The following is a 13,960-nucleotide window of genomic DNA, read 5'->3' as shown; positions in this document are numbered from 1 at the left end:
TGGTGTCCACCGTACGGAGATCGAATGAGCTTCTGAATGGCTCACAGTCTCACTCGCATGTCCGATCGTCTCGCGTGGCGAGCGCCTCATGGACAGGTGGGTGGGGCCCCTGGGTGGGGAATTTCAACGAGCCTCCGCAACCGACGCCAGCCATGTCGCCCGGGCGCGTCCGCGCTTGGTACTTAAGGTGGCGCCCGGAGGTGGCGGATGCGAGTGGCTGAGCGATGGCGTCCCGGAGCACCTGCCGGCACTTGATGCGGCGGGGTCACCGAACTCGTCGTGGTCGGTGCGCCGCCGCCCGGTGCGGATGCGGCGGCCGCCTGGGTCGCGGAACTTGCCCGGGCCTGGATTCGCCCGGAGGAATAGCCAGGCCGGTGGAGCGACAGCGGCAAGCCCGCGGGGGCATGCGCGCCCGGTGCTCGCTCGCGGTGGGGAGGTGCCCGGACCTCTGGAAAACGCCGACCGAGGTGCTCCCGAGACCCACGGGCAAAAGGTTGGGTTCACAAAACGGCCAATGTCTCTGCTTCCGCGCCGAAGTCGGCGCAGCCAAGGAGGAAGGAGGCCCTCCCCGGAGATCTGCAACGCCGAGGACCGCGGCCGCGCCCGGGCGGCGTTCACCACGTTCGCCCAGGTCTACGGCGCATGACTCCCCCGGGCTGTCAAGGAAGTCACCCATGGCCAGGGCCAGTTGGTGGCGTTCTGGGACGTTCCGGCCGTGCTCTGGGTCCCCTTGCGCACCACGGCCCCCATGGAGTCGTCGGCCTTCCTCACCGTCAGGCTGCGGGCGGTGTTGGAGGTCGAGGGCGGCCCCGGCTCCTGCACTGCCGCGCTGGCCATGGGGTTCAAGGGTGTTCAGGCTCGTGGGGTCCACCCCTCGCGGGTCGGATGCTGCATGGGGTCGGTGGGCAGGCAGACGTCTGATTCCCGCCCTTCCGCGTTCCTGGCGGGTCAATTAAACATGCCTGTGGCACGGGACCATCAGGCCGTTCCCACGCTTCCTTACGTATGCAGCGCAGTCCTCACGTGTGCAGCGCAGTCCCACTCAGACTTTTCCGCGACTGGCGGAGATCGGTGGTTTCTCCATGCCGTTTCTGCACGATCTGCTGACCACCCAGGCACGGACGGACGGGGAAGGGATCGCCGCGCTCCTCGGCGATGACACCCTGACCTTCGGACAGGCCGAGACCGGTGCCGACCGGGTCTCGGCCGGGTTGGCGTTGCTGGGCGTGCGGCCCGGTGACCGCGTGGGCCTGCATCTGACGCGGTCCCTGCGGTTGTGGCCGGCCCTGTTCGGCCTGCTGCGCGCCGGCGCGGTCTGTGTGCCCGTCGACCCGGAGGATCCGGCGGAGCGGCGCCGGACGATCCTGGAGTTCTCCCGGGCCCGCGTCGTGCTCACCGAACGCGCCCTGATCGGTGCGCCCTGGCCGTCCGGTGTGCGTGCCGTCGCCGTCGAGGACCTGCTGCACGAGGTCCCTGCACCACCCGCCACACCCGTGCGCCTGGCCGACGACGCCCTCGCGTTCATCTTCTACACCTCCGGCTCCACGGGCGTTCCCAAGGGCGTCATGCTCACCCACCGCGCCCTGCTCAGCGGACAACAGTGGCTGCAGCGGACGTTCCCCCTGGACCGCGGTGACCGGCACCTGCTGCGGACCACACTCAGCATCACCAACCTGGTGCGGGAGGTCTTCTGGCCCATGCTCTCCGGCGGCACCGCCGTGGTCGTGCCGCCCGGTGAGCACAAGGATCCGGACCGCCTCGTCGAATGGCTCGACGCGGGCCGGGTGACGACGCTGATGGTGGTGCCGGCGCTGCTCTCCGGCATGCTGGACAACCCCCGCTTCGCGTCCCTCTCCTCGCTGAAGTACGTCTTTTGCAGCAGTGATGCGATGCCCGGATCGCTGCCGGAGGCGTTCTTCTCGGTCGGTCTGTCGGCCCGGCTGTTCAACGTCTACGGCCTGACGGAAGCGTTGTATGCCGGTTATTGGGAATGCCGGCCCGGCGCCACGTACGACGGTTTCGTGCCGGTCGGAAGGCCCGCCGAACTCACCCCGCTGATCCTGGACGAGGACCTGCGCCCGGTGCCCGACGGCGAGACCGGGGAACTGTGCCTCACGGGTGCCGGTATGGCCGAGGGTTACGACCGCTTGCCCGAGCTGACGCAGGCGAAGTTCACCGACAGCCCGCACGGCCGGCTGTTCCGCACCGGCGACCTGGGCCGGCTGGCGGCCGACGGCCGTCTGGAGCTCCTCGGCCGCCTGGACGACCAGGTCAAGATTGCCGGCTACCGGGTGGAACTCGGCGAAGTGGAGGCCCGATTACGCGAGGTCCCCGGTGTCAGCGCGGCCGTCGCCGTGGGTCGCCGGGGCGCGGGCGGCCACCAGCGCCTGGTCGCCTACCTCACCTGCGACGGCACACCACCGACCGCGGCCGACATCCGCGCCCGCCTCGCGGGACTGCTGCCCGACTACATGGTCCCTGCCGCCTTCACGGTCGTCGACACCATCCCGCTCACGCACAACGGCAAGGTGGACCGCCGGGCGCTGGCCGGCCAGGACGGGGTCCGGCTGGAGCTGTCGGAGGAGTACCACCCGCCGCGCAACGAGGTGGAGCGGTACCTGTGCGGGCTGTGGGAGGAGGTGCTCGCCCTGCCGCGGGTCGGCATCCACGACGACTTCCTCGCGCTCGGCGGCGACTCCATCCAGGGCTTCCTCATCAGTGCGAAGGCCAATACGAAGGGGCTGGGGCTGAGTTCCACCCAGTTCTTCGCCACGCCGACGATCGCGGAGACCGCGGCCGTCGTCGAGGAACGGCTCCGTGACCGCGGCGATTTCGACGGCGCGTTCGTCGCCGGGCCCTTCACGGTGGCCGACGAGGACCTCCAGGTCGTACGGCGGATCGCCGCCGAGCCCGAGGGCATCGCCACGGTGCACCCCGTCACCGAGATGCAGAAGGGCATGCTCTTCCACTCGTTGCTCGACCCCGACTCGGGCGTCTACGTCGAGCAGTTCCTCTACACCCTCGAAGGCGAGCTCGATCTCGACGCCTACCACCGGGCCTGGCAGGAGGTCGTCGGCCGGCACGAGATTCTGCGGTCGTGGATCGCGGTGAAGGGTTTGGCGGAACCCTTACAGGTCGTCCAGCGGCAGGCCGCGTTGGAGTGGACCGTCCTGGACTGGTCGAGCATGCCTGAGGGGCGGCAACGCGGCCTGTTGGACGCCCACCTCGCCGAGGACCGGCGCCGCGGCTTCGCGTACGAACAGGCTCCGCTCTTCCGGCTGGCCGTCATCCGCACCGGCGCCGACCGGCACCGGCTCGTCATGAGCTACCACCACCTCATCCTGGATGTCTGGTCGCTCTTCCTGCTCCTGCGCGACTCCCTGGAGATCTACCACGCCCGCCGCCGCGGCACGTCGCCCCATCTACCGGCCACCCGCCCCTTCAGCGACTACGTCGCCTTCGTCCGCGCCCAGGACGGCCGTGCCTCACGGGACTACTGGACCGGCCACCTCGCGGGCTTCGAGGGACCGACCACGATCGGCCGTACGGCCCGGCCCGGCCTGTCCGCAAGCCCCCAGGAGATGCACGCGGGCGCCGCCTACCCCGTCGGCACAGACCTGACCGACAGGTTGACGGCCTACGCACGGGCCCACCGGCTCACCCTCAACTCCCTCATCCAGGGCGCCTGGGCGACGGTGATCTCCGGGCTCAGCGCACAGCACGACGTGTGCTTCGGGATGACCATCACCCACCGGCCCGTCGGCCTGTCCCACATCGAGGACATGGCCGGCATCTTCGTCAACATCCTGCCGATGCGGCTCATCCTCGACCCCGCTCGGCCCGTAGCCGGCTGGCTCCACGATGTCCAGCGCACCCAGGTCACCGCCCGGGCCCACGAGCACTACCCCCTGCCCCTGATCCAGGAGCATCCCGACGTCCCCAGCGGCCGCCCCCTCTTCGAATCGCTGCTGATCTTCGAGAACATCCCCCACGGCATCGGGTGGGCCGGCCGCGACGGCATCTCCGTACGGCACGAGCGCAACCTCGGCTGGACCAACTACCCCTTCACCATCGGCGTGATGGCCGAGGGCGAGCTGACCTTCCAGGCCGAGTACGACCTCGCCCACTTCGACCGCGAGACCGTCGACCGCGTCATGGGCGCCTTCCGCGACGTCCTGGAGGCGATCGCCGACGGCGGTGGCGAACCCCTCGGCAAACTCCTCGACCGCGTCGCCGGCTGCCTGCCGCCCCGCCCTGCGCAGGAGACGGCACCCGCCGCCACGACTCCACGGCCCCTTCCCGGCGGGCCCACCGCCCCACCCGACACCCCGAACGAGGCCGCCCTGGCCGACATCTGGGCCACCGTTCTGCGCACCGGCAGCGACGCCGTGGACGTGCACACCCCGTTCCTGGAACTGGGCGGCAGCTCCCTGGCGGCGCTCAAGGTCACCTCGCTCGCCCGCGCGCAAGGATTCTCCTTCGCACTGCGCGACCTGTTCACCCGCAGGGGCACCGTCCATCACCTCGCCTCCTTCCGCACCGACGAGGAGGGCCGATCCGCGTGACCGGCACCTCCTTGCGGCGGTTCCCGCACTACGGGCTGCTCGGCGTGGGCTTCGGCCCGTCCCACCTGTCGCTCGCCGCCGTGTGCGACTCCACCCGCGCCTCGTCCGTACGGGCCCGCCTGCACTGCCTGGAAGCCCGGCCCGCCTTCAGCTGGCATCCCGACATGCTCCTGGACGGCACCCGGATGCAGATCGCCTTCCTCAAGGACCTCGTCAGCCCCCAGGACCCCACCAGCCCGTTCTCCTTCACCAACTACCTGGTCGGCAAGGGGCGGCTCGAACAGTTCCTCAACCTCGGCACCCTGCACCCCACCCGACGCGAATACGCCGACTACTTCGGCTGGGCCGCGGACCGGCTCGCCCACCACGTCTCCTACGGCTACCTCGTGGAACGGGTCCGGCCGGTCACCGGTACCGACGGGGGCGTCAGCCACCTGGAGGTCGACTACCGCGACATCACCGGGGACAAGCACACCATCGCCGCCGACCACGTGTCCCTGGCACCCGGCGGCCGGCCCGTCGTTCCGGCCGGGGTCGAGCGCGACGCCCTCGACAGCGGTGTCACCTTCCACAGCAGCACTTTCCTGCCCAGCATCGACCGCTTCCACCAGCGCGGCCGCGACCTGCCCCACCGCTTCCTCGTCGTCGGAGCCGGCCAGAGCGCCGCGGAGGTCTTCCGCTACCTGGCCCGCGAATTCCCCTACGCCGACATCACCCTGGCCCACCGCGGGTTCGCCCTCGTCCCCGCCAACAGCAGTCCGCTGGCCAACGAGATCTTCGACCCGGCGTCCGTCGACCTCTTCCACGCCGCCGACGACACCCGCCGCCACACCATCCTGGCCGAGCTGCGCACCACCAACTACGCGGCCGTCGACGACGAGGACATTCGCGCCATCGCCGAGCTCCTCTACGACCAGCGCGTCCGCGGCGAGGACCGGCTGCGCCTGTGCCGGTTCACGGAACTGGCGGCCTGCCGGGCCGACGGCCCGACCGCCCTCGTCACCCTGCGCGCCCCCTCCAGCGGGCAGGCCCTCACCAGCCGGTTCGACGCCGTCGTCCTGGCCACCGGCTACGACTTCCGCGAGGCCGGTGACCTGCTGACCGGCCTCGAACCCCTGCTCCTGCGCGCCCCCGACGGCACCCTGCGCATCCGGCGTGACTACTCCGTGGAAACGACCGCCGACTGCCGGCCCCGCATCTTCCTGCACGGCGCCGCCGAGCACTCCCACGGCCTGAGCAGCACCCTGCTGTCCGTCCTCGCCCACCGGTCCGCCCGCATCCTCGACTCCGTCTTCGGCCCCCGCCCCGACCCGGCCGGCCCCGGACAACTTCCCCTCTCCGACGCCCTCGAAGGAGCCGACGCGTGAGCAGCACCCCCATTCAGCGGCGAGCCGACGCCGCGACGACACAGGAGTACGGCTGCGACTTCCGCCGGATCCTGCCCTGGGGCTCGACGGGCCCTTCCGAGGCCGGCATGGGCGTGTGCACCGTCGCCCCCGCCGCCACCACCACGCCCCATTCCCACGCCGACCACGAGCACTTCTACGTCGTCCGCGGCACCGGCCTGCTCCACCTCGACGGTGGGAGCACGGCCATCGGCCCCGGCGACGCCTTCGTCGTCGACTCCCACCGGCGCCACCACTTCGAGAACACCTCCGCCGAGGAGGAACTGGAAATGGTGTCCGTATGGTCGATGGGCCCCTTCGGGGCGGCCCGATGACCGCCGAGCGCACAACGCGCCCCCGCTCCTTCCTCGTCACCGCCACGCCCCCGACCACCAACGGCGACCTGCACCTCGGTCACCTCTCGGGCCCCTACCTCGCCGCCGACGTCTTCTGCCGGGCCCAGCGCATGCTGGGCCATACCGCCCTGTACGTCACCGGCGGCGACGACCACCAAAGCTACGTGGTCACCACGGCGCGGCGGCTGGGCGTCGAACCCACCGAACTCGCCGCACGCTGCAACCGCGACATCCGCGAAACCCTCCGCCTCGCCGACATCGCCGTCGACGCCTTCACCACCCCGGACCAGGCATATCGCGCCCATGTCCGTGACTTCTTCGCCCAACTCCACCGTGCCGGCCGCCTCGCCCGGCGCACCTGGACCTTCCCCTACGACCCGGCCACCGGGCACCACCTCCTCGAAGGGTTCACCACGGGGTACTGCCCCGATTGCCTGGCCGAGACCTGCGGCGCGATCTGCGAAACCTGCGGCCATCCCAACGAGCCGGCCACCCTGCTGTACCAGGCACCCAGCGGCGCCGCCGAGCAGGCCGCCACCGAACCCCGCCGGACCGACATCCTCGTCCTGCCCCTGGAGGACTACCGGGACCGGTTCGAGGCCTACTACACCCGGCACCGGGCCACCATGCGGCCGCATGTGTTGCGTTTCGTCGAGGAGATGCTGGCCCGGCCGCTGCCCGACTTCCCCGTGAGCTACCCCGCCGACTGGGGCATACCCGTCCCGGTCGACGGCTTCCCCGGCCAGGTCCTCAACGTCTGGGCCGAAATGCTGCCGGGCCTGACCCACATGGCCGCCACCGCCCGCGCGGGGCTCGCCCCGGGCCGGCCGGCACCGGACCTTGGGGCCCACCACTCCGGTGACGAACTGGTGCAGTTCCTCGGCTACGACAACACCTTCTACTTCGCCTTCGCCCACCTCGGCCTGCGCTTCGCCCACGGCAGCCTGACCGAACCGGCCGCGATCATCACCAACGAGTTCCTCCACTTGGAGGGCGCCAAGTTCTCCACCAGCCGGGGCCACCTCATCTGGGCCCGCGACCTCGTCACCAAGCACGGCGCCGATGCCGTCCGCTTCCACCTCGCCCTGTCCAACCCCGAACACCAGCCCGCCGACTTCTCGGAGAGGAACTTCCTCACCACCGTCGACACCCGGCTGCAACGCCCCCTCGCCGCACTGCACACCGCCCTGACCGCCTACGACCGGCCCGCCGCACCCGACCCGACCACCACCGAGGTCCTCGACCGCTACCGCGACCGCATGCAACGCGCCTACACCCTGGAGACCTTCAGCCTCCGCCAGGCCGCCGAGACCACCGCCCACCTGCTCGCCCTGCTCTCCGGCCGCGCCACCACCGACCCCGCCCTGGCCCTCCACGGCCTGCGGGTCCTCGCCACCTGGGCCGCGCCCCTGCTCCCCGGCCTCGCCGACGAGCTGCGGGAGCGCTACGGCACCACCGGGCAGGACCCCGGGCGCGGGGAGGTGCCCGCCTCGTGGTGACGATCCTCCCCGCCCCCGCGCTTTCCCGTTTGCCCTCGCCTTCGCCGCCGGGTGCCAGGCACACCGGGGCCACGGCGCTGGTGTGCCTGCCCGGTGCCGGCGCCTCGGCCGGCCTGTTCAGCGGCTGGGAGGAGGACCTGCCCGCCACCATCGAAGCGTTCGCCTACGAACCACCCGGCCACGGTCTGCGCACCGACGAGCACCCCCAGACCGACCTCGACACCCTCCTCGCCGACCTCATGGACGCCGTCCGACCCCACGCCGGGCGGCCCCTGGCACTCCTCGGGCACAGCTTCGGCGCCGTCCTCGCCTTCGAACTCGCCCTCCGCCTGGAACGCGAAGGCACGCCCGTGAGTCACCTCTTCCCCGTAGCCGCCCGCGCCGCGGCCGGACGGACCGGCTCACCACCGCAGCGCGAGCCCACCGACGCGGAACTCAAGTCCAGACTGCGCGCCCTGGGCGGCACCCCGGCCCCCGTCCTCGACAGCGACGAACTGCTGCAGCTCCTCCTACCCGCCGTACGGGCCGACTTCGCCCTCACCGACTCCTACCGGCACCGCCCCGGAAGCCGCCTCAACTGCCCGGTCACCGCCTTCGCCGGCGCGGACGACACCGTGGTGGCCTGGGCATCGGTCCAGGCCTGGGGCGCCTGCACCCGCGGACCCTTCACCGCCCACCGCGTACCCGGCGGCCACTTCTTCCCGTTCTCGCACCGAGCGGCCCGCGCCGACCTCCTGCGCACCATCGCGGGCGCACTGGACCGCCGCCGCGACACGGCCCCCGACCGGCCCGACACCCCGGAGCACGGATGACCCCACCGCCCGACCGAGCCCCCGCCCCCACCCCCGCCTCCCCGAGGGTCTCCGCGCGCGCCCACGACCGGGAGATCTGGCGCCTTGCCCTGCCGGCGTTCGGCGCGCTCGTGGCCGAACCCCTCTTCCTGCTCACCGACTCCGCCATCGTCGGGCACCTGGGCACCGCTCCACTCGGCGGCCTTGGTGTCGCCGGCCAGGCGATCGGCACCCTGGTGAACATCTGCATCTTCCTCGCCTACGGCACCACCGCCGCCGTGGCCCGACTGGTCGGCGCCGGCCGACTCGACCAGGCCATCCGCCAAGGCCTCGACGGCATCTGGCTGGCCGTCGGCATCGGCCTGCTGGTCATCCTCGCGGGCTGGCCACTGGCCCCAGCCGTCGTCGACGCGTTCGGCGCCTCCGCGGCCGTCAGCCCGCACGCCGAGACATACCTGCGCATCAGCCTCTTCGGCGTACCCGGCATGCTCGTGGCCCTGGCCAGCACCGGCGTACTGCGCGGGCTGCAGGACACCCGCACGCCGCTGGCCGTCTCCGTGGCCACCTTCGCGGGCAACGCCGCGCTCAACGCGGCCTTCGTCTACGGCTTCCACTGGGGCATCGCCGGCTCCGCATGGGGCACCGTGGTCGCCCAGACCGCCGGCGGCGCCGTCTACGTGGCCACGGTGCTGCGCGCCGCGCACCGCCACGGGGCCCCGCTGCGCCCAGACCTGGCGGGGCTCCGCGCCGCCGCGACGGCCGGGGTGAACCTCGTCGTCCGCACGCTCACCCTGCGCGTCGTCCTGGTCGCCGGTACGGTCGTCGCCACAGCGATGGGAGACGACGAGATCGCCGCCTACCAGGTGGCTTTCCAGGTGTGGTGGTTCCTCGCCCTGGCTCTCGACGCCATCGCCATCGCCGGGCAGGCGATCACCGGCCGCTGTCTGGGCGCCGGCGACGCGCCCGCGGCCCGCGCGGCGACCTGGCGGATGACCCAGTGGGGCCTCGTCTCCGGCACGGCCCTCGGCCTCCTGCTCCTTGCCGTCCGCCCCTGGCTGCCCGCACTGTTCGGCATGGAGCCGCACGTGCGGTCCCTCCTGCTGAGCGCGCTCGTCGTGGTGGCCGTCCTCCAAGTCGTGGCAGGACCCGTGTTCGTCCTCGACGGGGTACTGATCGGCGCCGGCGACATGCGCTTCCTCGCCGTGGCCGGCGTCCTGACCACCCTCGTCTTCCTCCCGGCGGCCGGCGCGGTCCACCTGGCGGGCGGCGGACTCGTGGCCCTGTGGCTCGCGATCGGCGTATGGATGCTCGCCCGCCTCGCCACACTCGCCTGGCGCGCCCACGGCGAGGCCTGGCTGGTGACGGGGGCGGTACGAAGCTGAGGAACTGCCCCCTGCCTCGGACGGGGCCCTGGTCAGCGGATTCGACCTGGCCAACTCCCCCGGCCTGATCCAGGAGGCCGACTTGACCGACCGCACCGTGATCCAAAAGTCCACGGGCCGCGTGTCCGCTTCACTGCCACGGCGCGTTGACCGGAGCCCGGCGAGGCGCGACTCGACGGCCCGCCTCAGGGCGGCCCCGGAGGCGAAACCGCCGACCGGGGCTGCCAGGGCGACCGGTTACTTTCGCCAGAACAGGTGGTGCGTCACCCCGCTCGGGCTGGGAACGACCTCCAGGTGGAACCGGTCGAGCAGTTCATCCGGGGACTCCCAGAGGCGTACTCCGGACCCGAGCTTCACCGGCGAGACCGCCACGTGCAGGGTGTCGACGAGATCGGCGTCGAGAAACTGCCGGATGGTGCTCACCCCGCCGCCGAGCCGGACGTCCTTGCCCTGCGCCGCCTTCCGGGCCTGGTCGAGGACCGTGGCCGGATCGCCGTCGACGAAGTGGAAGGTGGTGTCGGAAAGAGTGAGCGAAGGACGCTTGTGGTGGGTCAGGACGAATACCGGGGTGCGGAACGGGGGTTCGTCACCCCACCAGCCCTGCCACTCATGGTCGCGCCAGGGCCCGCGCTGAGGCCCGAACTTGTTGCGGCCCATGATCTCTGCACCGATGTTGCGGGCATAGTCCCGCGTGAAATAGTCGTCCAGGCCCCGGCTGCCCCCGGAGTCGGTGCGCATGGGCCAGCTCGCCGTGGCGCCGGCCCAGGCAAACAGCCTCTCGGGCTCGACATGACCGAATGGCCTCTCCAGGGTCTGATCCTCACCGGCACCGATTCCGTCACTCGAGACGTTGAAATTCTGAACCCTCAGTAGCTGGGCCACGTGTTCCTCCTGTGCTGGCGACAACGGTGGTGAGACGTGCCGGGCCGGGAGAACTCATCGCTGCGTCCGTGACCGGTCAGAGACTGACTGCCCCAGTCAGGACGCCTGCTGGTCCAGGGAAAGGTGGCGCGCCGAGGGTACAGGTGGCGTGGGCATACCGGGGCCTGGACGAGGCACGTACCTCTGGGTGAGCGCCCCGAGGGACGCGTCGTCACCCATCGCTCCGCGCACCGTCGCTTCGAAGACTCGCTGATGCGCCCGCGTTGTCCGACCGGCGGGCACGGAGTATGGCGAGAGCCATGACGAGGATCCACGCGTCCAGGGCGCAGGCCGCGATACGTTCCAGGCCGCCCAGTCCGATTCCGGGGTCGTGCTGACCGAAGAACATCCATGCCCCGAGCACCGCGGCGACAGCCATCGAGAGGGTTACGCTCCGCAGTCCGCCGAAGAGTGAGTCTCGGGACGAAAATCCGGCGAGGAGAAGCCCGAGATTTCCCAGCCCCATGATGAGGAGTGCGCCCCCTACATGCAGATTCTCTTCGACGTCTGCTGGAACAAGGCCGACCAGAACCCACCCGCCGGCCCCAATGGCCAACAGAATTCGGGAACTTACCGCTATCACACCGCGGCCCCAGCAGGCTCCGGCCAGCAGCACGCCGGCGAGCAGCAGTACACCGTGGACGGCGAAGCTGGCGTTCATAGCGCCGTGCAGCGGCGAACACACATATCGAGGCCGGGACTCATCCCAGATCCGGCACCCGACGTTGCCGAGATCGCTGATGTTGTTCTTCGCCCAGCTGTAGGGGGTGCGCCAGCCGGCCTCCACGACAAGCTGGACGACGAAGAACTGCACGGTGGCTACGAGCCATGCGGCCGCACCGATCCTTGCCGTCGCGGAGGTGCGGTATTCGGAATGCGACGCGGATCTGGTTTTCATCACGGCCTTTCAGGCGCCGAATCGGTCACTTTCTGTCGTCAACGTTCTCAGTCGACGGTGTTCCTGCGCATCGCTGCGACGGGGGAAATCGGAGCCCCGGGTACTGGCTCTTTCGGGGGAGGCACGCCGAGGCGCCCGAGGGTACGGTGCAGGCCGTGATCACAATGATGCGTTCGCCCTTCGGCAGAGCGGCCTGCCGGAGTGGGATGTACGCCTGGATCGGGGCGGTCATGAGCCTGCCGCCGATGGCCTTGGGGCTCGTCTCGGCGTCGCCGAAGTGGCCGGCTGCGCTACGTGTCGTGGGATTCAGCTGCGCGCTGTGCGCGGCGCTGGTGGCCATGGGCGCTCCTCGTGCGGCGCGCCGGGGGTGCGTTCGGCTGGCCAACCGGCTGTTGGGCACTGCTCTTTCCGCCCCGCCGCAATCGCCGGCCTCCCCCTGGGTGGACCGGCTCCGCACCGCGGTGTACTTGACCGCACATCTGGCGGTCGGTGTGGCGGTGACCGTCGTGACCTGTCTGTCGGTCTTCGTGGCCCTGGTGTTCCTCTCGGTCTGGCTGAGCGGTGGCGGTCCGGTGAGGACAGGCGCGTGGACCATCCACGTGGAGCCCGGGTGGCAGGGTCTGTGGGTGGCGGTCGCCTCCGCCGGATGCCTGGCGCTCGCCGGATACGTCGCGGTGGGTGGCGCGGCAGTCATGCGTCTGCTCGCCCCGCTCCTCCTCGGTCCGCGGCCTGCCGACCTGCTGGCCGCCGTGGAGGCGCAGCGGGATCTTCTGGCCCAACGCAACAGACTGGCTCAGGAATTGCACGACTCGATCGGGCACACCCTGACCGCATCCACCATCCAGGCTGCGGTCGCCGGGGAACTGATGGAGAGCGATCCGCAGGCGGCCCGACGCGCACTCAGCAGCATCGAGGAGACCTCCCGGGCCGCGATGGACGACCTCGACCATGTGCTCGGTGTCCTGCGGGCAGGGCAGACGTCCACAACACCGCAGCACACCCTCGCCGACCTCGGTCCCTTGACCGAGCGGGTCCGGCAAGCCGGCGCGGTGCTGCGCGTGGAGACCGCCGGAAACCTCGCGGAAGTACCGGCCACCGTGTCGCGGGAGGCATACCGCATCGTTCAGGAGGGCCTGACCAACTCCTTGCGGCACGGCGAGACGGCAGAGATGAGCCTGTGGGTGGCCGTACGGGGCGGCTGGCTGGAGGTGGAGCTCATCAACCCGCTCGACGGCACCGCGCCGTTCCGCCCGGGTCGCAAGCATGGGCACGGGCTGACCGGGATCGGCGAGCGGGTGCGGCTGCTGCGCGGTGAGGTGTCCGCGGGACCCACGGACAAGCACGGGACAAGCTGGCGGCTGGCTGCTCGGATTCCGCTACGTTCGGCACTGTGAACGTGAGCATCAGCCCCACTCGGGCACCAGCCCCAACCCCGGCCGCCGACCCGCCCATTACTGTTCTCATCGTCGATGACGACGAGCTCACACGTACCGGACTGCGAGCCCTGATGGCCGCCAAATCCGACGTGGACGTCGTCGGCGAGGCCGCGGACGGCGCCGATGTGCTTCCCATGGTCGAGCGGCTACGCCCCGACGTCGTGCTGATGGACATACGGATGCCGTGTGTGGACGGTATCGAGGCGACCCGGCGGCTGCGGTCCGCGCTGCCCGACCCACCGAAGGTCATCGTGATCACCACATTCGAGAACGACGAACACGTCTATGACGCCCTGCGGGTCGGCGCCAGTGGTTTCATCCGCAAGCGGGCGCCGGCCCAGCAGATCGCGCACGCCATCCGGTTGGTGGCCACCGGCGATTCCGTACTGTTTCCGGAAGCAGTTCGCCGCCTTGCTGCTGACAGGCCCGTTCTCCACAACACATCCCGCGCCCGGACAGCCGCCCTCACCAGCCGCGAGACCGAGATTTTGCGACTCATGGCGAAGGGCCAGTCCAACCAGGAAGCCGCCGCGCAGTTGCGGGTGAGCCTGGAGACTGTCAAAACCCACGTGGGCAATGTGCTGGCCAAGCTGGGCGCAAGCAACCGTACTCAGGCCGTCGTTCTGGCCTACGAAGAGGGCCTGGTCGGCCCCGGCGCAGGCAACTGGTGACCTGAGTCGGACGTCCGCCGTCAAGCGGCTGCCGGCCACCCGCGGAGCGAGCCATC

At 70.8% G+C, this 13,960-nt stretch carries 10 protein-coding genes; 8 read left to right on the top strand and 2 right to left on the bottom strand.

Features of this window, described 5'->3' with window-relative positions; all coding sequences use genetic code 11:
- Nucleotides 1–1,082 precede the first annotated feature (1,082 nt).
- Genes IG62_RS0101820 through IG62_RS0101795 form a run of 6 tightly spaced genes read left to right on the top strand, consistent with a single transcriptional unit; the run spans nt 1,083 to nt 9,978 of the window.
- Nucleotides 1,083–4,565, top strand: coding sequence for a non-ribosomal peptide synthetase (locus tag IG62_RS0101820; protein WP_030796668.1), 3,483 nt, complete (start codon nt 1,083–1,085; stop codon nt 4,563–4,565).
- Entirely contained in the window at nt 4,562–5,932 is a 1,371-nt protein-coding gene (locus IG62_RS0101815) for a lysine N(6)-hydroxylase/L-ornithine N(5)-oxygenase family protein (protein WP_051797417.1), read from the top strand. Before IG62_RS0101820 ends, IG62_RS0101815 begins: the two co-directional genes overlap by 4 nt.
- A complete protein-coding gene (locus IG62_RS0101810) occupies nt 5,929–6,285 on the top strand; it encodes a cupin domain-containing protein (protein WP_030796662.1) in 357 nt (118 codons plus the stop codon). Before IG62_RS0101815 ends, IG62_RS0101810 begins: the two co-directional genes overlap by 4 nt.
- A complete protein-coding gene (locus IG62_RS0101805; protein ID WP_234326156.1) occupies nt 6,252–7,805 on the top strand; it encodes a class I tRNA ligase family protein in 1,554 nt (517 codons plus the stop codon). The genes IG62_RS0101810 and IG62_RS0101805 overlap by 34 nt, the downstream gene beginning before the upstream one ends.
- The gene (locus tag IG62_RS0101800) at nt 7,799–8,617 is read left to right on the top strand and encodes a thioesterase II family protein (protein WP_051797415.1); all 819 of its coding nucleotides are present in this window, start codon (nt 7,799–7,801) and stop codon (nt 8,615–8,617) included. The genes IG62_RS0101805 and IG62_RS0101800 overlap by 7 nt, the downstream gene beginning before the upstream one ends.
- Entirely contained in the window at nt 8,614–9,978 is a 1,365-nt protein-coding gene (locus tag IG62_RS0101795) for an MATE family efflux transporter (RefSeq protein ID WP_037837631.1), read from the top strand. Before IG62_RS0101800 ends, IG62_RS0101795 begins: the two co-directional genes overlap by 4 nt.
- A gap of 237 nt (nt 9,979–10,215) precedes the next feature.
- On the opposite strand, the gene IG62_RS0101790 is transcribed toward IG62_RS0101795, so the two are convergent.
- Complete coding sequence (locus IG62_RS0101790; protein ID WP_030796655.1) at nt 10,216–10,860, bottom strand: dihydrofolate reductase family protein; 645 nt, start codon at nt 10,858–10,860, stop codon at nt 10,216–10,218.
- A gap of 211 nt (nt 10,861–11,071) precedes the next feature.
- The gene (locus IG62_RS41205) at nt 11,072–11,797 is read right to left on the bottom strand and encodes a DUF998 domain-containing protein (protein ID WP_063755314.1); all 726 of its coding nucleotides are present in this window, start codon (nt 11,795–11,797) and stop codon (nt 11,072–11,074) included.
- Nucleotides 11,798–12,096: 299 nt separating this feature from the next.
- Between IG62_RS41205 and IG62_RS0101780 the strand changes: the two genes are divergently transcribed.
- Both IG62_RS0101780 and IG62_RS0101775 read left to right on the top strand, forming a co-directional pair.
- Nucleotides 12,097–13,191, top strand: a complete 1,095-nt coding sequence (locus IG62_RS0101780) for a sensor histidine kinase (protein WP_234326154.1) — start codon at nt 12,097–12,099, stop codon at nt 13,189–13,191.
- Nucleotides 13,188–13,904, top strand: coding sequence for a response regulator transcription factor (locus tag IG62_RS0101775; RefSeq protein WP_078871739.1), 717 nt, complete (start codon nt 13,188–13,190; stop codon nt 13,902–13,904). Before IG62_RS0101780 ends, IG62_RS0101775 begins: the two co-directional genes overlap by 4 nt.
- Nucleotides 13,905–13,960 lie beyond the last annotated feature (56 nt).

It is taken from the genome of Streptomyces sp. NRRL S-337 (assembly GCF_000720175.1).
Classification (GTDB): Bacteria; Actinomycetota; Actinomycetes; order Streptomycetales; family Streptomycetaceae; genus Streptomyces; species Streptomyces siderophoricus.
The sequence above is the reverse complement of the archived record's forward strand: the minus strand, read 5'-3'. Positions and strand labels throughout refer to the sequence as shown.

Coding starts and splice junctions, on each gene's coding strand:
- IG62_RS0101820 (WP_030796668.1), top strand. CDS start 1,083: ATGCCGTTTCTGCACGATCTGCTGACCACCCAGGCACGGACGGACGGG.
- IG62_RS0101805 (WP_234326156.1), top strand. CDS start 6,252: ATGGTCGATGGGCCCCTTCGGGGCGGCCCGATGACCGCCGAGCGCACA.
- IG62_RS0101795 (WP_037837631.1), top strand. CDS start 8,614: ATGACCCCACCGCCCGACCGAGCCCCCGCCCCCACCCCCGCCTCCCCG.
- IG62_RS41205 (WP_063755314.1), bottom strand. CDS start 11,797: ATGAAAACCAGATCCGCGTCGCATTCCGAATACCGCACCTCCGCGACG.